Genomic DNA, 19803 nt, shown 5'->3' with positions numbered 1-19803 from the left:
ACAAACAAAAAGGGATGCATGATGCATCCCTTTGTTATTTTTACTGAGAGTAAAAACGAGATTAAGCTTTTGCTTTAGCCGCTGCTTTAGCGATTGCTGCGAAGCTCTTAGCGTCTAGAGAAGCGCCGCCAACAAGAGCGCCGTCGATGTCTGGTTGTGAGAAGTAAGCTTCAGCGTTTTCTGGTTTAACAGAGCCACCGTATTGGATGATTACTTGTGCTGCAACTGCTTCGTCTTTCGCTGCGATTAGTGCGCGGATAGAAGCGTGGATGCGTTGTGCATCTTCAGCAGTTGCTGCTTTACCAGTACCGATAGCCCAGATTGGTTCGTAAGCGATGATTGCGCCGTTTAGAGCTTCAACACCGTAAGTGTCGATAACTGCGTTGATTTGACGTGCACATACTGCTTCAGTTTCGCCAGCTTCGTTTTGCGCTTCAGATTCACCGATACAGAAAACAGGTGTTAGACCGTTTTCTTTTAGGAAGTTGAATTTCTTAGCGATGAACTCGTCAGATTCGTTGTGGTATTCACGACGCTCTGAGTGACCGATGATGATGTGAGTAGCACCGAAATCTTTCAGCATTTCTGGAGACATATCGCCAGTGAACGCACCGCTGTTGTTTAGGTCAGTGTTTTGAGCACCTAGGATGATCTTGTTACCGCCTTCAGCGATTACGCGCTCTGCTAGGTCGATGTAAAGTGCTGGTGGAGCGACTGCTACGTCAACACCTTCAACGCCTTCAAGTTCAGCGTTAAGACCAGTTAGCAGCTCAGTTACCATTGCTTTGCTGCCGTTTAGTTTCCAGTTACCCATCACTACAGGACGACGCATAGGAATATCTCCCTTATCTTTAATGTAAATAGTCAATTAATGTAAAAAATCTACGTAGGAATATAACAGAATAATGTGAACAGATCATGATTGGCGTCATGTCTTGTCCGGCTTTCTTTACTGATTCGACCAAGCATCGATCCTGTTATTTTTGTCAAAAGCAACCGATTGGTGATCGCGTAGACAGAATGATAGTTCATTCCTCGGAAATTGCTGCTGAGATTGGTATTACTACGCGCTGGAATTAATTGTTGTAGAAAGGAATCAAAATGCCAAATCTCGTTTTAGAGTATTCAAACTCGGTGGAAGAACGCGTCAATGTTCAGGGGTTGCTGGAGGATTTACATAAAACGGCGTTAGAAAGTGGCCTCTTTGAACTCGCGTCAGTGAAATCTAGAACGCTCCGGTGCCACAATTGGTTAATAGGAGAGGAGGGTGATAGCCTCGACTTTATCCATATCAACTTTGATTTGTTATCTGGTCGCTCCCAAGAACAAAAGCGAGAACTGTCACGAGCCTTGATGGCGACACTTCAAGAGCAAGCCAGTCACGTGCACAGTTTAACAGTCAATATCCGAGACATAGATATAGATAGCTTCCAAAAGGTCGTGAACTAGGTTGCGCTGAATTGCCCGAGAATAGCGAGGGGTTATTGCTACGAATTCTCAGCCTGGCTCTGCTTATTGTAAGGTCGTTGTGGGCACCCAAGCTATCGGTGTCCTTTCCAAACTATATCGACTCGGCTAATCTATAACCTTTCTACTTTGGGGTAAAATTTGATGTCGACTAAAGAGTTACTGTTTTCTTTTCAAGGACGTATAGACCGTAAAACCTACTGGATTTGGAACGTCATTTACTATGTGTCCATTCTAGGCTTTGGTGCAGGTATCAGCCAGCTGCTTCCTACTCTCTCCTATGTGCTTCTTCCTATTTTCTTGGTGGTTCTGATGATCCCTGATTTGGCGATCACCACCAAGCGTTGGCACGACCGCAACAAATCGATCTATTGGCTAGCACTGAATATTCCGTTGATTATCGGACGAATTGCCACGCCAATGACCAGCCCTGCCGCGCAAGAGCCGTCGACCCCACAGATGTTCGTCGCTTCCATTTCTCTGATTTGTGGTTTATGGATTCTAATTGAATGTGGTCTCTTAAAGGGGACATCAGGACCAAACCAATATGGCCCTGAGCCGGAGTAATTGCCTCAAGTATCGTGCGTGCTGAAAGTAGATTCTTAGTCTCGCTAAGGCTCGCTAGAATGACGAACTCTTTTTATTTAGAGGCTCTTAAACTCACCGTCACTCTAAACAGCGAGGAACGAGGTGACTCAGAATCTATCATCCGATTGAACAGTGGCCAAGGTGAGCGGGAAAGAATAGGAGTTTACTGTTGGCAGGTTCTTAGCCTTGCGAGGCTCGCTAGAATGACGAACTTCTCTGGCTTAGATACTGTTAAAGCCACTGTCATTCTGAACAGCGAGGGACGAGCGTGATTCAGAATCTACGCATAGAGCGCTCCGAGTTCGAAATAAACTGACTGAGCTTGCGAATTACAATGGAAAAGTAACAGCGAATAATGAAGGAGAATGAATCATCGATAAGACACCTTGCGTTTATATCCTAACGTCAAATAACAACGCCGTTCTCTACATAGGTGTTACCAGTCAGCTGCCCCAAAGAATATGGCAACATAAAAATGGAGTAGTGGAAGGATTTACTAAGAAATACAACGTTCATAAGCTCGTTTACTTTGAGTTATTCGACGATATGGCTAATGCTATAAACCGAGAAAAGCAGCTCAAGCAGTGGAAGCGTGAGTGGAAGTTAGCCTTGGTAAGAGAAACGAACCCTAACTTTCTCGATCTATCTACTGAGTATCAGTAAAAATCATCCCTATCTTTAAACGCATTTAAGCTAACCACATCCGCTTTTTGTGTCGGTGCCGCTTCCCCTTCTAGCGCTGCTTTGAACTTTACGACCTGTTTTCGCAACTCGTTCATCAATACCACATTGGTGTGATGAGGGTTTTTACACGTGCTGATGACTCTATCAATGTGGCTTTGTTGAGCCCACAATCTTTCTTTCATATCTTCTGATGCGCTTTCGATCATCTCTTTCGCCATCTCATGACGAAATTGCTCAAAAGCTTCTGGGTCTCGCTCTGCCATTCGAACCATTTCATCGAATGGAGGAAGCGTTTGGGGTGGGATATGACGTAGAGTAGACATCGATGCTCTCCAAATCCTTATGGAAATTGCCTTTAGTTACTAAAAGCCTATACCACGAGAAAGAGGAGAGAGGATGAATTCTTCAGCCGTCTCACTTATAAGAGAAGCTTTCAAGCTTGAGATTGAATAAGTGCGGCATGTCGATGTTTGGTTGTGGTGGTTACTGCAGTTGTTGGATGCGGTAAACGCAGCGTCTTTGGCCACTAATGATGTGTTCGGTACGCTCTACTTTGGTGTCACGTCCAAGTAAAGACTGAAAGACACTTAATTCTGATTGGCACAAGCTAGGGCAGCGAGTTGCGGCTTTACAAATCGGACAGTGATTTTCGATCAAGATGAATCCGTTCTCATCTTTCTCGAGCTCGGCCATATAGCCTTCTTGCTCTCTTAATGTGACAAGTGTTTCTAGTTTGCTTTGCAGAGAGTCGCATTGCTCAAGATGCTGACGATAACTTTGTAACGTGAGTTTTTCCCTTTCTGATGTGACTTTTTCCAGTCCATCTTTGCCAAAGATATGTTCGACAGCTTCTATAAACTGAATGGTCAACTCACCGTGACGGTCAGCAAATTGCTCATGACCTTTTTGAGTGAGAGACCAATGACGAGCAGGGCGACCAACTTTTACTTTTACGTCATGGATAGACAGGATGCCATCATCTTCTAAACTCTGCAGGTGCTGACGCGCCCCCATGGTTGTCATACCTAGCTCAGAAGAGAGTTGTTTTGCAGTGACGGAGCCATCACGCTTAACGATTTGCAATATCCTATCTACGGTCTTCATATACCCACCATTTATACGTCAGTACATATTATGCGCGATAGGGTTAGTAAAGAAAAGTGTTGACTTAATTTGAGTGTGGATTTGTAGGGGCTATGTTCATATGAGCCAATATATGTCGTCATTCTGAACGGCGAGGGATAAGGTGATTCAGAATCTATCGTCCGATTGTGCAGCGGTTAAGGTGACCAGGAAAGAATAGGAGTCTGCTGTTACCAGATTCTTAGTCTCGCTGGGGCTCGCTAGAATGACGAGTTCTTTTGATTTAGAGCTTGCTATGGTAACCGTCACTCTGAACGGCGAGGGACGAGGTGATTCAGAATCTATTTTTTGGTTGAGTAGTGGTTAAGGTGACCAGGAAAGAATAGGAGCTTGTTACAACTAGATTCTTAGTCTCGCTGGAGTTCGCTAGAATGACGAGTTCTTTCGATTTAGAGCTTATTAAAGTCACCGTCATTCTGAACAACGAGGAACGAGTGTGATTCAGAATCTATTGCCCGTTGTGCGGAAAGAAAGGCTCAAGCTCAGACTGAGCGAGAGCCTCGAGAAATGCTTAAAGAATAATATCGCGTACTTCTGGATCCTTACGATCTAGGTAGTGAGTCGACTTAATGCGGCGAATAGTTCGGCATCGACCGCGCACGAGCAGCGTTTCTGTGGTTGCAATATTGCCTTGACGAGAGATACCTTCCAGCAAGTCACCTTTAGTGATGCCTGTAGCTGAAAATACCACATTGTCGCTACGAGCCATGTCTTCCATTTTGAGGACAACATTCGCTTTTACGCCCATTTCATCGCAGCGTTTTAGTTCATCTGCACCGTAAATGCGGTTTTCTTCAGTATTGCCTTTTACTTCGTGACGAGGAAGCAGGCGACCGTGCATATCACCGTCTAGCGCTCGAATTACCGCTGCTGATACTACCCCTTCTGGCGCGCCACCAATACAGTACATCATGTCCACTTCACTGTCTGGCATACAAGTCAGAATAGAGGCAGCCACGTCACCATCAGGCACCGCAAAGACACGTACGCCCATTGCTTGCATTTCTGCAATAACGTTATCGTGGCGAGGTTTCGCAAGGGTAATAACGACTAGGGTATCAAGTGGCTTGTTCAGGGCTTTTGCTACGTTCTCTAGGTTTTCTTTTAACGGCTTTTCTAAGTCAATTACGCCTTTTGCACCAGGGCCAACAACCAGTTTTTCCATGTACATATCTGGCGCTTTAAGAAAGCTGCCTTTCTCACCTGCGGCAAGTACGGCTAGTGCGTTCGATTGTCCCATTGCCGTCATACGCGTTCCTTCAATCGGGTCGACTGCAATATCTACTTCATCACCACCAATACCCACTTGCTCACCAATGTACAGCATTGGCGCATCATCGATTTCACCCTCACCAATGACAATTTCACCACTGATATCTGTTTTGTTCAGTAGCGTGCGCATAACTTCAACAGCTGCGCCATCGGCTGCGTTTTTATCGCCACGGCCAAGCCATTTGTAACCAGCCAGAGCTGCACCTTCAGTCACACGGGAAAATGCCATTGCTAAATCGCGTTTCATGATGTCTCCAAGTAAGCAAGAGGGAAGAAGAATTTGCGCGGCGATTCTATCACAAGGTCGAGTAAACGTTTGCCTTTTTGCGAGGCTTTTACTTTATCTAACTTGAATTTGATCAATACTTAGGGCGATTTTCAGCGTAGCGAGACGCAAAATCCTTGCTCAAAAATGCTTCGGCGACAAGAAAAGTCAGCGTTTAGTGAGATTGCGCTGATTTTTTGACCGAATGATGCAAAATATCGAATATAGTGAGTGTTTCTCATCGCGACGCTGAGTAGAATGAACCTTATATAGGTTAGGTGTGCATCAATCTCGCACATCGTCCCAACGGAATAACATAGGTAGGCCAAGATGTCTTTTGAAGTACTAGAACAACTAGAATCTAAAATTCAAACTGCAGTTGACACAATCACTCTTCTTCAGATGGAAGTCGAAGAGCTGAAAGAAGATAAAGCTAAACTTGCGGAAGAAGCGAACGAGCTTCGCTCTCAACGTGAAGAGCTAGAGCAAAAAGCACAACAAGCACAGCAAGAGCACGCACAATGGCAAGAGCGCATTCGTGCACTACTTGGCAAAATGGACGAAGTGGAATAATTCGGCTTCTTCATTCCAAATTAAAAACACCCGCGTTAAGCGGGTGTTTGTGTTTTAGGGAAGTAGAAAATGTTAAGACAAGGCTAGGCGCTAAGAGCCAAGAGAAGACCCTATAACTTAGGCGCCTAAGACTCGTTATGCTTCTTCATCCAACTCTAAATCAATATTCAATGGTTCTGGCGACAGGATAATTCCGGTGCTATCAGCGTAAATGTAATCTTCTGGAAGGAAGCTAACGCCGCCAAAGTTGACTGGTATATCCAATTCGCCAATACCCTGGCTGGTCGCTCCAACAGGAATAGAGGCGAGGGCTTGAATGCCTAAGTTCATATCTTCAAGTTCATCTACTTCACGAACACAGCCGTAAACGACAATGCCTTCCCACTCGTTTTCTTCCGCAATGGTTGCGATTTCTGCATCGATAAGGGCTTTACGTAGGGAACCGCCACCGTCAATTAACAAAACGCGACCAAGTCCATCTTGCTCTAATGTCTCGCGGATCAACGAATTATCTTCAAAACACTTGATGGTGGTGATTTGCCCGGCAAATGAAGCGCGACCGCCAAAGTTACTGAACATTGGTTCAACCACATCTACCTGATCGAGGTAGATATCACAGAGTGCTGAGGTATTGTATTCCATAGCGTACCTTTCTAAACAGAAATTGGTTGTCTTTGAGTATATCTAGGCATTAAGTCAATGCAATGACAATCCTTTTTTAACTTACTAGAGTTTGAGCTACCACAATTGTTGCAAACAAAACGTTGGTGACTAGAGAGCATTTCACGATGACTGGCATCATTGGTGCTATCTGAGCGGGCTTTTGTGTATGCCAAACTGCTTTACCATGATCGGCCACGAAATAAATACTAAGTAAAAATGGCAAGCTAATCCAAACGGGTTTGTCTTGAATTAACAAGTAAGCCGCAAAGGCAAGGATAGCTCCGCCAAGTAAGATAAAGTGGTACTGCTTGGCTTTACGTTGACCTAAGCGTACCGCCACCGTGCGTTTACCACACTCTCGGTCGTTCTCTATATCACGCATATTGTTGATGTTGAGTACTGCAACGGCGAGTAAACCGCAGCCTAAAGCAGGTAAGAATAGCGTGGTGTCTACGTGACCGGTATGCAAGAAGTAGGTACCGGATACGCCGAGTAAACCAAAAAACAAGAACACTGATATATCGCCAAGCCCCACGTAACCGTATGGTTTGCTACCCATGGTATAAGCAATGGCTGCGAGAATGGCCAAAATTCCCAGCCCGATAAAAGTAACAATGCTTTCCAGTGAACTTAGTGAATAGAAAACTAACACCAAGCCTGAGATTGCGGTCAGAACGATGTTAAAGATAATCGCTTGTTTCATCTGTTTAGCACTTACCGCGCCAGACTGCATCGCTCGTAATGGGCCAAGGCGTTTGTCGTTATCTGTACCTTGAACGGCATCGCCGTAGTCGTTCGCAAGATTGGATAGAATTTGCAGCAACGTCGCGGTTACGAAAGCCATGATGGCAATTGTCGGTGAAAAATGACCCGCCGAGTAGGCGAGTACACTACCCGTTAAGATAGAGACTAATGCCAGAGGTAGTGTTTTTGGGCGAGCGGCTTCAAGCCAGATCTGTAAAGATTGTTTCATGGAAATTTCGTGCTAGTAACCAATGTGCCCAGTATAAGCACAAAGAGGCAGATACGCTATTGACCTAAAACAACTCAACTAGAAGTCAAAGGGTTATTCAGAATCTATCGTCCGGTTGTGCGGTGGTGAAGGCGAGTGAGGAAAGAAAGGCGTTTGCTGTTAGCAGATTCTTAGTCTCGCTTGAGCTCGCCAGAATGACGAGATCTTTTTGATTTAGGTGTTGTCAAAGTCACCGCCATTCTGAACAACGAGTGTGATTCAGAATCGATCATCCGATTGTGCGGTGGTGAAGGGGAGTGGGAAAGAATAGGCGTCTGCTGTTGCCAGATTCTTAGTCTCGCTTGAGCTCGCTAGAATGACCAGGTCTTTTGATTTAGATGTTGTCAAAGTCACCGTCATTCTGAACAGCGAGGAACGAGTGTGATTCAGAATCTATCATCCGATTGTGCGGTGGTGAAGGCGAGTGGGGAAAGAAAGGCGTTTGCTGTTAGCAGATTCTTAGTCTCGCTTAAGCTCGCTAGAATGACGAGCTCTTTTGATTTAGATGTTGTCTAAGTCACCGTCATTCTGAACAGCGAGGAACGAGGTGATTCAGAATCTATCGTCCCAATAGTGCCGTGGTTAAGGTGAGTTGGAAAGAATAGGCGTCTGCTGTTAGCAGATTCTTAGTCTCGCTTGAGCTCTTAGAATGACGAGATCCTTGATTTGGGTGTTGTCTAAGTCACCGTCATTCTAAACAAAAAGCCCAGAAACAAGGTTCTGGGCTTTGGTAAAATAGATTGCGTTTAAAGAATAAAGCGGCTTAGATCTTCATCTTCAATTGTGTCGCCTAGGCGCGCTTTCACGTAAGCGGAATCAATAACGAATTTAGCGCCAGATTGCTCCGCTGCGTCGTAAGAGATTTCATCCATCAAGCGTTCCATTACGGTGTGTAAGCGACGAGCACCGATGTTTTCGGTGCTTTCGTTGACCGTCCATGCCGCTTCCGCGATTTGCGTGATGCCGTCTTCTGTGAATTCGATGTCCACATCTTCCGTTTTCATCAACGCAACGTACTGCTCTGTTAGAGAGGCTTTTGGCTCTGTCAGAATACGTTTGAAGTCGTTGCTGCTTAGTGCTTCTAGCTCAACACGAATTGGTAGACGACCTTGCAATTCTGGGATCAAGTCAGATGGTTTTGCCACTTGGAATGCACCAGATGCAACAAACAGAATATGGTCTGTTTTTACCATGCCGTGCTTGGTTGATACCGTGCTGCCTTCAATCAATGGAAGTAGGTCGCGCTGAACACCTTCGCGTGAAACGTCTGGGCCTGAGCTCTCGCCGCGTTTACAGATCTTGTCGATCTCATCGATAAATACGATGCCGTTGTTTTCAACGTTGAAAATCGCTGCTTCTTTTAGCTCTTCTTGGTTTACCAGTTTCGCCGCTTCTTCTTCCGCTAACGCTTTCATTGCGTCTTTGATTTTCAGCTTACGTTTTTTCTTAGTGTCGCCTGCCAGGTTTTGGAACATGCCTTGCAGCTGGTTAGTCATCTCTTCCATACCAGGAGGCGCCATGATCTCTACGCCCATCTGCGGTGCGGCTACGTCGATTTCAATTTCTTTATCGTCTAGTTGGCCTTCACGCAGTTTCTTACGGAAGATCTGGCGAGTGTGAGAAGACTCTTCCGTTTGCTCTGCTTGACCCCAGCTATCACGTGCTGGTGGCAGTAGCGCATCAAGAATGCGTTCTTCCGCTTGCTCTTCTGCTCGGAATTTCACTTTCTCCATCGCTTGTTGATGCGTCATTTTCACAGCGACATCTGTTAGGTCACGGATGATGGTTTCAACTTCTTTACCAACGTAACCCACTTCGGTGAATTTTGTCGCTTCAACTTTGATGAAAGGGGCATTTGCCAGTTTTGCGAGGCGTCGTGCGATTTCAGTCTTACCAACACCAGTAGGGCCAATCATCAAGATGTTTTTTGGCGTCACTTCGGCACGCAAGCTTTCTTCAAGCTGCATGCGGCGCCAGCGGTTACGAAGTGCAATCGCAACCGAACGCTTGGCTTTTTCTTGACCGATAATGTGGCGGTTCAATTCATGAACGATTTCGCGAGGCGTCATTTCAGACATATTCTTTCCTTACTTCGTTACGATTACGCGGTTGGTTTTTCAGGCTCTACTGTTGAGTCTAGCTCTTCTACCGTGTGGTGATGGTTAGTGAAGACACAAATATCACCCGCGATATTGAGAGCTTTTTCCGCGATCTCACGAGCATCTAGATCTGTGTTTTCTAGTAGGGCGGTTGCGGCAGCTTGTGCGTAAGCACCACCAGAGCCAATCGCAATCAGGTCGTGTTCTGGCTGTACGACATCACCATTACCGGTAATGATTAACGATGCGGTTTCGTCGGCAACGGCAAGTAAGGCTTCGAGCTTGCGCAGAGCACGATCGCTACGCCAGTCTTTGGCTAGCTCAACTGCCGCTTTGGTTAGGTGACCTTGGTGCATTTGCAGTTTGCTTTCGAAGCGCTCAAAAAGGGTGAAGGCATCCGCAGTACCGCCGGCAAAGCCCGCTAGTACTTGGTTGTTGTATAGGCGGCGAACTTTGCGCGCATTACCTTTCATTACGGTATTGCCTAGAGATACTTGGCCATCACCCGCGATGACGACTTTATTATTTCGACGTACAGATACAATGGTAGTCACAGTCGACCTCTTGATTATTTCTCTTTGGATTTAATTCAGTATATGGGGGAGGAGAAATGGGGATTCAAGGGGGCAAAAAGAAAGGCCCTAGGATCTTAGCTCCTAGGGCCTGAGTTTAAAGATTTTCTTTCCAAATCGCGCACGGCTCGATTTTCGCGCGTTGCAGTTTATGACGGTCACGTTCTGCATCACGTTTGAACTTATACGGACCTAGCACCACACGATACCATGAACTGCCTTCTTTCTTACGAATCTTGCTCGACATCCCTTGGAACGCGATTGCAAGCTTGCGCTCTTCCGCTTGTGCCTGAGTTTTGTACGCGCCACACTGCATGATGTAAGGAATTTTAGAAACTTCAATTTCTTTAGCCACAACTTCAACTTCACGTTTCGGTAGTGACTCAACATATTCCCATTTTTCTTCTGGTGGTGGCGGCAAGTCTTTTTTCGGCTTTGGTTTGCTGACAGTGGTTGTTGGCTGCTTCACGACTGGTTGTTTAGGTTCTGGGTCGCTACTCAAAAGGTAAAGACCATAGCCAAAACCGCCCACGAGCAAGATAGCGAGCAGGCCACTGCGCCAAGGTTTTTTTCTTCTCGGCGGCTGTTTTTTTGTCGACTTTTTTGGGGCGCCTCGCCCCCGTCTTACATAATCTCTATTTGCCACGGTTATTTCTGGTCATCAAGGATTCTTGCAAATATGTTAATCCAGAACGAGTTGAGAAAACACCCTATTGATAGAATCTTGATAGCTAAAGCGCGACAACGCCCGAGTGTAGGAGTGTGTTTCCGTTCTCACTTACATTTATTCAGGGATACACAAAAAGCAGGAGGGGTAAATAAAAAAGCGGCGCCTTAGCACCGCTTTGGGGATGAATACCTAATCTTTAGGTTAAGGGCGCTGTGGTGGCGCTGCACTTCCACGAATGACGAGATTAGTTTCAAGCAGACGCGAGCCTGAATGCACGTCGTGGCCTTTTAACATCTCGAGCATCATTAGCATCGCTTGTCGACCAATCTCATAGCGAGGTTGAGATATGGTGGTCAACGGTGGATCGCAGTACTGAGCGAAGTTAATGTCATCAAAGCCCACAACAGAGAGATCTTGCGGTACTCGTAAGCCAAGCTTTTTCGCTTCTTGAATTGCGCCGATGGCCATTGTGTCACAGTGACAGAAAATAGCCGTTGGTGGTTCTGGCAATTCGAGCAGTTTACGAACGGCTTTTGCTCCGCCATCAAAAGAGAACTCAGTAATGACACTATATTGTGGATCTTTATTGATGCCGGCACGGCGCAGGGCTTGTTGGTAGCCTTGCTGGCGGAACTGACACAATATTGCTGTATCTGGTCCAGAGATTTGAGCAATGCGTTTATGACCTAATTGGGTCAGGTAATTCACCGCTTCAAATGCTGAGGTCAGGTTATCAATATGTACTGTCGGAAGCTCGAGCTCTGGCGCAAATTCACACGCCATTACCATCGGAGGTAAGTTCTTTTGCTCTGGCTTACTGACATCGAATGGTAGATCTGTACCAAGCAGTAGCATTCCATCTGCCTGCTTAGTAAATACGAGGTTTACGAAAGAGCTTTCGCGTTTCTTCTGTTGTCCGCTATCGCCCAGCAGGACTAGATAGCCATGTTCCATGGCTGCATCTTCAATACCGCGAATAATTTCAGAAAAATAAGGATCACAGATGTCGGGAACGATAGTAACAATGGTTTTTGATTCGTTTCTACGTAAGTTACGCGCTAATGAGTTTGGAGAATAACCCGCTTCAAGTACGGCATCTTCTACTCTCTTTCTTGTAGAAGAAGAGACTTTCTCTGGATTCATTAAGGCTCGAGATACCGTAGCCGTAGACACTCCCGCAAGCTGGGCAACATCCTTCATTGTCGCCATAGTTTTTAACCTCTCATTTATTTTTTGCCAAGATGACGTTATTCCGGTTTGAAATCAGGGTAATCAAACCGAGTGAGAGCTGTATTTGCTCTTCGCTCAGTTCGTGTTAACGAGTGGGAAAATGGATTCTTCACCGCGATATCAATTTGTGGGAATAGTCATTGTTTTAATCTAAGCCTGTGCAAACAAGTCACTTTAGACTTTTCTAATTTGGATAGTCTATTCATTTCTAAAGTGAAAGTTACGGTCTGTTTAACAAAAATTGTAATCTTGGTGTGATTCTGGTCACATTAAATGGTAATTCATTACATAGTTAAACGTTTGCTAGCTGAGATCTTGTGGTTCTATGTCTAAATTCCAGCGTACTTTCTTAGCATTTGGCAACAACTCAATAGCAGGTTTGGCACTGGTTAATAACTTTTGCATCAATGAACGATGCTGAGTTTGCAGTAATAGTTGCCAGCGGTATTTACCAGCCCGCTTAGCCAAAGGTGAAGGAGTAGGGCCTAACACCATGCAGGAATCATCGAACAGAGGGTGTGACTCTAACGTAAAGCGAACCTGACGCAGGAAGTCTTCAACTATCTCACTTTGGTTCGCCTCTGCTTTATACAGAGTCAAGAAACTATAAGGCGGAAGCTGAGCCAGTTTGCGTTCTTCCAGAGCAGTCATAGCAAAGTGGCGATAGTCTTTTTGAAGCAGGGCCTGCAGCAAGCTGTGCTCAGGATGGTGGGTTTGTAGGATAACCTCGCCAGGTTTACTTGCGCGGCCGGCACGACCTGCGACCTGAATAAACAACTGCGCTAGTCGCTCGGAAGCGCGGAAGTCACTACTATAGAGAGAGCCATCAACATCCAAAAGAGCAACGAGTGTTACATTTGGAAAATGGTGCCCCTTAGCCAGCATTTGGGTGCCAATCAGAATTTGATGTTCACCTTTACGAATCGATTCAAGGGCATCTTCCAAACTACCTTTGCGACGTGTGCTGTCTCTGTCGATGCGAATGGCGTTGTATTCTGGAAATAACTGAGCCAATTGTTGTTCGAGTTGTTCCGTTCCTACGCCGACGGTAACCAGTTGAGTTGAACCACACCCCTGACATTGATGAATCACCGGTTGTTGTGAGCCGCAGTGATGGCAGCGTATTTCGTTGCTGTAATGGTGGAACGTATAGTACGCATCACAACGTTTACATTCTGCAATCCAACCGCATTCATGGCACATCAAAGCGGGCGAAAAGCCTCGGCGGTTAAGAAACAACATTACTTGATTGCCCGCTTTTAAATGCTTGCGCATCTCGGCAATCAGTTGGGCAGATAAGCCACTTTCTAAATACTGACCTTTTACATCTAACACTTTATTAGTGGTTGGCACGGCAGAGCCAGCTCGTTGGGTTAGTGTTAAATGGTGATATTTGCCTGACAAGGCATTGTGCAATGTCTCCAGTGCAGGTGTGGCTGAGCCCAGAACAATCGGAACTTGTTCTTTATGAGCGCGCATTACAGCAACATCGCGTGCATGATAACGCAAGCTATCTTGCTGTTTGTAAGAGGTGTCATGTTCCTCGTCCACAATGATAATCCCGAGATCAGCAAAAGGCGCGAGTAGGGCAGAGCGTGTGCCGATAATGATTCCGGCCGCTTTGTCGCGTGCAGAAAGCCACGCATTCAGACGCTCCGTCTCGTTTAACCCGGAGTGGATGACGTCAACTGGCACATTAAAACGGCGTTTAAAGCGGTTGATGGTTTGGGGCGTTAAGCCAATCTCTGGTACTAAAACCAAGGCTTGTTTCCCTTGCTCTAAAACTGGCTTGATAAGGTTTAAGTAAACTTCGGTTTTACCAGAGCCAGTTACTCCCTCTAATAAATAGCAAGCAAAGCCTGTTTGGCTATTTACACTTGCAATAGCCAGCGCTTGTTCGTGGTTGAGCTTTGGCTTCTCGACGTCGCATTCAACGTGCTGTCCCCACTGGGTGATTACAGGCTTCTTCTCGATACGTTCAATCCAGCCTTTCTCTTCTAAAGACTTTAGTACTGTTGAGGCTATCTCTTGGTCGACAAATTCCTGGTGAGGCAAAGCGCCGTTAACCAACATTTGCAAGACCTTCTGTTGTTTGACCGCTCGACGATCAAGCCCTTGCATCAGCTTGTCTTTACCGGATTCGGTAATTTGCCACTCTTGTAGCGTCGCAAAATCTGCAGGCTTTCCTTTACGTAGAGCTGCTGGCATCGCATTGTGTAGCGTATCTCCAAGTGGGTATTGGTAGAACTGGCTGCACCAAGTCAGCAACGAATAAAGCTTTTCAGACCATATCGGCTGAGAATCAAGAACTGCTTTGATTGGCTTGAGTTGATCTTTGGGAAAGTCCGAGTGATTAACCATTGCGGTGACGATGCCGACTAAGGTTTGGCGTCCAAAAGGCACGGAAACGCGTCCACCAATGATCGGAAACAGGTGCCCCGGAATGGCGTAATCAAATTGTTTGTCGAGCGGAACGGGTAATGCCACTCTAGCAATGGTTGGACGCATAAATTCTTAGCTATTAAAAAGAGGGAAAGGAAATGAGAGTCTATTAAAATCGGTATGGAAATTCGAGTAAAGCTATGTGATTCAGCGTGAATCGTGCCTCTATGATTAGTCTGGCTAAAAAAGTGGCGAAAAAGTTGCCAAATGTGTTGATCCGAACAATGTGATTCTTTACTATATCGCGCCTTGAGATATGGCTTCGGCAATTAGTTGATGCGGTATCCCATTTTATTATTAATTGCGTGTGGTGTGCGGCTTAGATTCGTATAGCGACACGGCCTACTATTGAGGTTATCCCATGAAAGCTGGTATCCACCCAGAATACAAAGCAGTAAAAGCGACTTGTTCTTGCGGCAACTCTTTTGAGTTCAACTCTACTCTAGGTAAAGAGTCTATCCACCTAGACGTATGTGACAAGTGTCACCCATTCTACACTGGTAAGCAACGTATCGTTGATACAGGCGGCCGTGTTGATCGCTTCAACAAGCGTTTCGGTGCACTATCAAGCGGTAAGAAATAATAGCAGCCGCTATTACGATTACAGTTTAGAAAAGGACGCTTCGGCGTCCTTTTTGTTTAATGGCTACCAAGCGAAGAGGAATGTATGGGGTTTGGAATATTCCCGATTATTTTTCACTCAGCGCTTGCAACCTAAAGTGTGATCTGTATAATGCAGCGCACTGGTTAAGCCAGTTGTGAACCAATGAGCAGTGAGGAGCGAGCAAATCTAAGGATTTGCGAGGTAATGTATACTCAGCTTATGTTCGCGGTTAATACAATTAGCTATCTTTTCTTCGGAAAAACTATCCTCAAAGGTGACTTTGGCATATAGGGATAGTTAATCGAAAATTAACTGACAATGCGTCCTAATCTTGGATGCTACGGTTTCACATAAATCAATCGGCATTCTCTCGTCTTGACGAGTTTGAGTGGCGATATTGTTTGTGTAATTTATTAAATTTGGAGCTCTGTCTCATGCAGAACCAACGTATCCGTATCCGCCTAAAAGCTTTCGATTACAAACTAATCGATGCTTCTACAGCGGAAATCGTTGAAACAGCTAAGCGCACTGGCGCACAGGTTCGTGGTCCAATCCCACTGCCAACTCGTAAAGAGCGTTTCACAGTTCTTATCTCTCCACACGTTAACAAGAAAGCACGTGACCAGTACGAAATCCGTACTCACAAGCGTCTAATCGACATCGTTGAGCCAACAGACAAGACTGTTGATGCTCTAATGCGTCTAGACCTTGCTGCGGGCGTTGACGTTCAAATTAGCCTAGGTTAAGGGAGATTAGAAGTATGATTGGTCTAATCGGTCGTAAAGTGGGCATGACCCGCGTATTTACTGAAGAAGGCGTTTCTATCCCAGTAACAGTTGTTGAGGTTGAAGCTAACCGTGTTTCTCAAGTGAAAACTCTTGAAACTGACGGCTACGCAGCAATCCAGGTTACAGCTGGTTCTAAGAAAGCTAACCGTGTAAACAAAGCTGAAGCAGGTCACTTTGCTAAAGCTGGCGTTGAAGCTGGTCGCGGTCTTTGGGAATTCCGTTTAGAAAACGGCGAAGAGTTCGAAGTTGGTTCAGAACTAACTGTTGAACTATTCAACGAAACTAAGAAAGTAGACGTTACTGGTACATCTAAGGGTAAAGGTTTCCAAGGCGCTGTTAAGCGTTGGAACTTCCGTACTCAAGATATGACTCACGGTAACTCATTGTCTCACCGTGCTCCTGGTTCTATCGGTCAATGTCAGACTCCAGGTCGCGTATTTAAAGGCAAGAAAATGGCAGGTCACATGGGTGCTGAGCGTGTAACGACTCAAAACCTAGAGATCGTACGTGTTGACGCTGAGCGCAACCTGCTTCTTATTAAAGGTGCAGTCCCAGGCGCAACTGGCGGCAACGTGATCGTTAAACCAGCTGTTAAAGCATAACGTCTCAGGAGTAAGTAATGGAACTAATGGTTAAAGGTGCCGATGCACTAACTGTTTCCGAAACTACTTTCGGACGTGAGTTTAACGAAGCTCTTGTACACCAAGTAGTTGTTGCGTACGCAGCAGGTGCTCGTCAAGGTACTCGTGCTCAAAAAACACGTTCAGAAGTTTCTGGCGGTGGCGCTAAGCCATGGCGTCAAAAAGGTACTGGCCGTGCGCGTGCTGGTACAATCCGTAGCCCAATCTGGCGTACAGGTGGTGTTACTTTTGCTGCGAAACCACAAGATCACAGCCAAAAAGTAAACAAAAAAATGTACCGTGGTGCTATGAAGAGCATTCTTTCTGAGCTTGTTCGTCAAGAGCGTCTAATCGTTGTTGATAACTTCTCAGTTGAAGCACCAAAGACTAAAGAGCTAGTTGCTAAGCTTAAAGAGCTTGAGCTAACTGACGCTCTAATCGTGACTAGCGAAGTAGATGAGAATCTATTCCTAGCTGCTCGTAACCTATACAAAGTTGACGCACGTGATGTTGCTGGTATCGATCCAGTATCTCTAATCGCGTTTGACAAAGTTGTAATGACTGCAGAAGCAGTTAAGCAAGTAGAGGAAATGCTAGCATGATCACTGAAGAGCGTATCCTAAAAGTTCTACGTGCACCGCACATCTCTGAAAAAGCAACTATGGCAGCTGAGAAAGCGAACACTATCGTTTTCAAAGTAGCTAAAGATGCGACTAAAAAAGAGATCAAAGCAGCTGTAGAAAAGCTATTTGAAGTTGAAGTTAAGTCTGTAAATACTCTTATCACTAAGGGTAAGACCAAACGTCAAGGTCTACGCCAAGGTCGCCGCAGCGACGTTAAGAAAGCGTACGTTACTTTGAAAGAAGGTCAAGATCTTGACTTCGTTGGCGGCGCGGAATAACAGGAGTAGTTAAAAATGGCTATTGTTAAATGTAAGCCGACTTCCCCTGGTCGTCGTCACGTTGTTAAAGTTGTTAACGCTGACCTACACAAGGGCAAGCCATACGCACCTCTTCTAGAGAAAAACTCTAAGAACGGTGGTCGTAACAACAAGGGTCGTATCACAGTACGTCACATCGGCGGTGGTCACAAGCACCACTACCGTGTAGTTGACTTCAAACGTACTAAAGATGGTATTCCAGCGACAGTTGAGCGTCTTGAATACGATCCAAACCGTAGCGCAAACATTGCTCTAGTTCTTTACAAAGACGGTGAGCGTCGCTACATCCTAGCACCTAAAGGTGTTGTAGCTGGTGATGTTATTCAGTCTGGTGTTGATGCACCAATCAAAGCTGGTAACACTCTACCAATGCGTAATATCCCAGTAGGTTCAACAGTACATAACGTTGAACTTAAGCCTGGTAAAGGTGGTCAGCTAGCTCGTTCGGCTGGTGCTTACGCTCAAATCGTTGCTCGCGACGGTGCGTACGTAACTATCCGTCTACGTTCTGGCGAGATGCGCAAAGTTCTTTCTGAAGGCCGTGCAACAATCGGTGAAGTTGGTAACTCTGAGCACATGCTACGTGAACTTGGTAAAGCAGGTGCATCACGTCATCGCGGTATCCGTCCAACGGTTCGTGGTGTTGTAATGAACCCGATTGACCACCCACATGGTGGTGGTGAAGGCCGTACTTCTGGTGGTCGTCACCCAGTATCTCCTTGGGGTATGCCTACTAAAGGCTTCAAGACTCGTAAGAACAAACGCACTGACAAGTACATCGTACGTCGTCGTAACAAGTAATCTATATAAAGAGGAATCGCCATGCCACGTTCTCTCAAGAAAGGTCCTTTTATTGACCTACACTTGCTGAAGAAGGTAGAGAAAGCGGTGGAAAGCGGAGACAAAAAGCCTATTAAGACTTGGTCCCGTCGTTCAATGATCATCCCTACGATGATCGGTTTGACCATCGCTGTCCATAATGGTCGTCAGCACGTACCAGTATTTGTAACTGATGAAATGATCGGTCACAAACTAGGTGAATTCGCACCAACACGCACTTACCGCGGTCACGCTGCGGATAAGAAAGCTAAGAAGCGCTAAGGAGTAGATAATGGAAGCAATTGCTAAACATAACTTTGCTCGCATTTCGCCTCAGAAAGCTCGCTTAGTTGCGGATCTAATCCGTGGTAAATCTGTTGACCAAGCTCTAGAAATCCTAACGTTCAGCAACAAAAAAGCTGCTGCACTAGTTAAGAAAGTTCTAGAGTCTGCTATCGCTAACGCGGAGCACAACGAAGGTGCAGATATTGACGATCTGAATGTCGCAAAAATCTTTGTAGATGAAGGCCCAACCATGAAGCGTATTATGCCTCGTGCTAAAGGTCGTGCGGATCGTATCTTGAAGCGTTCAAGCCACATCACTGTTGTTGTAGCAGATCGCTAGAGACTAGGAGAGTAAGCAATGGGTCAAAAAGTACATCCAAATGGTATTCGTCTAGGCATCGTTAAGCCTTGGAATGCTACATGGTTTGCTAACACCAAAGATTTCGCTGACAACCTAGACGGCGACTTCAAGGTACGTCAGTTCCTTACAAGTGAACTGAAAAAAGCGTCTCTATCACGTATCGTTATCGAGCGTCCTGCTAAGAGCATCCGTGTGACTATTCACACTGCTCGTCCAGGCGTTGTTATCGGTAAGAAAGGTGAAGACGTTGAGAAGCTACGCGCAGCTGTAGCTAAAATTGCAGGTGTACCAGCGCAAATTAACATCGCTGAAGTACGTAAGCCTGAACTAGATGCGCAACTTGTTGGTGACAGCATCGCGTCTCAGCTAGAGCGTCGTGTTATGTTCCGTCGTGCTATGAAGCGCGCAGTACAAAACGCAATGCGCCTAGGCGCTAAAGGTATCAAAGTGGAAGTAAGCGGTCGTCTAGGCGGCGCTGAAATCGCACGTTCAGAGTGGTACCGTGAAGGCCGTGTGCCTCTACACACTCTACGTGCTGACATTGATTACGCAACTTCTTCGGCTCACACTCAATACGGTGTGATCGGCATTAAAACTTGGATCTTCAAAGGTGAAATCCTAGGTGGTATGCCAGCAGCTAACGCTGTAGAGCCTAAAGGCGACAAGCCTAAGAAGCAGCGTAAAGGCCGTAAGTAAGGAGTCGACA

Annotated in this window: 25 protein-coding genes; 14 read left to right on the top strand and 11 right to left on the bottom strand. The window is 45.8% G+C overall.

Annotation, left to right across the window (positions count from 1 at the left end; translation table 11 throughout):
* Positions 1-61: 61 nt before the first annotated feature.
* Positions 62-832 carry a triose-phosphate isomerase gene (gene tpiA, locus R7Q39_RS06950; protein ID WP_005384863.1) on the bottom strand — a complete coding sequence of 257 codons (771 nt, stop codon included), beginning with the start codon at positions 830-832 and terminating at the stop codon, positions 62-64.
* Between the two features lie 269 nt (positions 833-1101).
* Between tpiA and R7Q39_RS06945 the strand changes: the two genes are divergently transcribed.
* From R7Q39_RS06945 to R7Q39_RS06930, 4 genes are all read left to right on the top strand, one after another.
* Entirely contained in the window at positions 1102-1449 is a 348-nt protein-coding gene (locus R7Q39_RS06945) for a 5-carboxymethyl-2-hydroxymuconate Delta-isomerase (protein WP_005379524.1), read from the top strand.
* Positions 1450-1611: 162 nt separating this feature from the next.
* Positions 1612-2034 (top strand): DUF805 domain-containing protein, encoded by a 423-nt coding sequence (locus tag R7Q39_RS06940; protein WP_318075946.1) that lies wholly within the window; start codon positions 1612-1614, stop codon positions 2032-2034.
* 59 nt (positions 2035-2093) lie between these two features.
* Entirely contained in the window at positions 2094-2327 is a 234-nt protein-coding gene (locus tag R7Q39_RS06935; RefSeq protein WP_318075945.1) for a hypothetical protein, read from the top strand.
* 97 nt (positions 2328-2424) lie between these two features.
* Positions 2425-2718 carry a GIY-YIG nuclease family protein gene (locus tag R7Q39_RS06930; protein ID WP_025768346.1) on the top strand — a complete coding sequence of 98 codons (294 nt, stop codon included), beginning with the start codon at positions 2425-2427 and terminating at the stop codon, positions 2716-2718.
* Here the strand turns inward: R7Q39_RS06930 and R7Q39_RS06925 are convergent.
* The 3 genes from R7Q39_RS06925 to glpX form a co-directional block, all read right to left on the bottom strand.
* A complete protein-coding gene (locus tag R7Q39_RS06925; protein WP_054579276.1) occupies positions 2712-3062 on the bottom strand; it encodes a DUF3135 domain-containing protein in 351 nt (116 codons plus the stop codon). The genes R7Q39_RS06930 and R7Q39_RS06925 overlap by 7 nt on opposite strands.
* Before the next feature lie 160 nt (positions 3063-3222).
* Positions 3223-3843: a helix-turn-helix transcriptional regulator gene (locus R7Q39_RS06920; RefSeq protein ID WP_005379532.1), complete on the bottom strand. Its 621-nt coding sequence runs from the start codon at positions 3841-3843 to the stop codon at positions 3223-3225.
* Positions 3844-4393: 550 nt separating this feature from the next.
* Positions 4394-5401 (bottom strand): class II fructose-bisphosphatase, encoded by a 1008-nt coding sequence (gene glpX, locus R7Q39_RS06915; protein ID WP_213968497.1) that lies wholly within the window; start codon positions 5399-5401, stop codon positions 4394-4396.
* Positions 5402-5749: 348 nt separating this feature from the next.
* Between glpX and zapB the strand changes: the two genes are divergently transcribed.
* Positions 5750-5992: a cell division protein ZapB gene (zapB, locus tag R7Q39_RS06910; RefSeq protein WP_005379536.1), complete on the top strand. Its 243-nt coding sequence runs from the start codon at positions 5750-5752 to the stop codon at positions 5990-5992.
* 135 nt (positions 5993-6127) lie between these two features.
* Here zapB and rraA read toward each other — a convergent pair whose 3' ends face one another.
* The 7 genes from rraA to priA all read right to left on the bottom strand — a co-directional run bounded on the left by rraA (position 6128) and on the right by priA (position 14746).
* Positions 6128-6634 carry a ribonuclease E activity regulator RraA gene (gene rraA, locus R7Q39_RS06905; protein WP_033905997.1) on the bottom strand — a complete coding sequence of 169 codons (507 nt, stop codon included), beginning with the start codon at positions 6632-6634 and terminating at the stop codon, positions 6128-6130.
* A gap of 76 nt (positions 6635-6710) precedes the next feature.
* Positions 6711-7628, bottom strand: coding sequence for a 1,4-dihydroxy-2-naphthoate polyprenyltransferase (locus tag R7Q39_RS06900; protein ID WP_104969015.1), 918 nt, complete (start codon positions 7626-7628; stop codon positions 6711-6713).
* 785 nt (positions 7629-8413) lie between these two features.
* A complete protein-coding gene (gene hslU / locus R7Q39_RS06895) occupies positions 8414-9745 on the bottom strand; it encodes an HslU--HslV peptidase ATPase subunit (RefSeq protein ID WP_025768349.1) in 1332 nt (443 codons plus the stop codon).
* Between the two features lie 23 nt (positions 9746-9768).
* Entirely contained in the window at positions 9769-10320 is a 552-nt protein-coding gene (gene hslV, locus R7Q39_RS06890; RefSeq protein WP_005383176.1) for an ATP-dependent protease subunit HslV, read from the bottom strand.
* 115 nt (positions 10321-10435) lie between these two features.
* Positions 10436-10984 carry a cell division protein FtsN gene (ftsN, locus tag R7Q39_RS06885; protein WP_017820300.1) on the bottom strand — a complete coding sequence of 183 codons (549 nt, stop codon included), beginning with the start codon at positions 10982-10984 and terminating at the stop codon, positions 10436-10438.
* Between the two features lie 225 nt (positions 10985-11209).
* On the bottom strand, positions 11210-12238 hold the full coding sequence (gene cytR, locus R7Q39_RS06880; protein ID WP_254901949.1) for a DNA-binding transcriptional regulator CytR: 1029 nt from the start codon (positions 12236-12238) through the stop codon (positions 11210-11212).
* Positions 12239-12541: 303 nt separating this feature from the next.
* Positions 12542-14746 carry a primosomal protein N' gene (gene priA / locus R7Q39_RS06875; RefSeq protein WP_318075944.1) on the bottom strand — a complete coding sequence of 735 codons (2205 nt, stop codon included), beginning with the start codon at positions 14744-14746 and terminating at the stop codon, positions 12542-12544.
* 295 nt (positions 14747-15041) lie between these two features.
* Here priA and rpmE point away from each other — a divergent pair, with 295 nt between their 5' ends.
* The 9 genes from rpmE to rpsC all read left to right on the top strand — a co-directional run bounded on the left by rpmE (position 15042) and on the right by rpsC (position 19793).
* The gene (gene rpmE / locus R7Q39_RS06870; RefSeq protein ID WP_005379546.1) at positions 15042-15263 is read left to right on the top strand and encodes a 50S ribosomal protein L31; all 222 of its coding nucleotides are present in this window, start codon (positions 15042-15044) and stop codon (positions 15261-15263) included.
* Between the two features lie 455 nt (positions 15264-15718).
* Entirely contained in the window at positions 15719-16030 is a 312-nt protein-coding gene (gene rpsJ / locus R7Q39_RS06865) for a 30S ribosomal protein S10 (protein ID WP_004410492.1), read from the top strand.
* Between the two features lie 14 nt (positions 16031-16044).
* Positions 16045-16674, top strand: a complete 630-nt coding sequence (gene rplC, locus R7Q39_RS06860; RefSeq protein ID WP_005379555.1) for a 50S ribosomal protein L3 — start codon at positions 16045-16047, stop codon at positions 16672-16674.
* A 17-nt stretch (positions 16675-16691) separates the two neighbouring features.
* Positions 16692-17294: a 50S ribosomal protein L4 gene (gene rplD, locus R7Q39_RS06855; protein WP_005379556.1), complete on the top strand. Its 603-nt coding sequence runs from the start codon at positions 16692-16694 to the stop codon at positions 17292-17294.
* Positions 17291-17593, top strand: coding sequence for a 50S ribosomal protein L23 (rplW, locus tag R7Q39_RS06850; protein WP_004398471.1), 303 nt, complete (start codon positions 17291-17293; stop codon positions 17591-17593). The genes rplD and rplW overlap by 4 nt, the downstream gene beginning before the upstream one ends.
* 15 nt (positions 17594-17608) lie before the next feature.
* Positions 17609-18433: a 50S ribosomal protein L2 gene (gene rplB / locus R7Q39_RS06845; RefSeq protein WP_005383168.1), complete on the top strand. Its 825-nt coding sequence runs from the start codon at positions 17609-17611 to the stop codon at positions 18431-18433.
* Positions 18434-18454: 21 nt separating this feature from the next.
* Positions 18455-18733: a 30S ribosomal protein S19 gene (gene rpsS, locus R7Q39_RS06840; protein ID WP_004394525.1), complete on the top strand. Its 279-nt coding sequence runs from the start codon at positions 18455-18457 to the stop codon at positions 18731-18733.
* Between the two features lie 10 nt (positions 18734-18743).
* Positions 18744-19076, top strand: coding sequence for a 50S ribosomal protein L22 (gene rplV / locus R7Q39_RS06835; RefSeq protein WP_005383164.1), 333 nt, complete (start codon positions 18744-18746; stop codon positions 19074-19076).
* Positions 19077-19094: 18 nt separating this feature from the next.
* Positions 19095-19793 (top strand): 30S ribosomal protein S3, encoded by a 699-nt coding sequence (gene rpsC, locus R7Q39_RS06830; protein WP_005383161.1) that lies wholly within the window; start codon positions 19095-19097, stop codon positions 19791-19793.
* Positions 19794-19803 lie beyond the last annotated feature (10 nt).

Source organism: Vibrio sp. 947, assembly GCF_033339115.1.
Classification (GTDB): Bacteria; Pseudomonadota; Gammaproteobacteria; order Enterobacterales; family Vibrionaceae; genus Vibrio; species Vibrio alginolyticus.
This window is presented reverse-complemented; position numbering and strand designations above follow the sequence as displayed.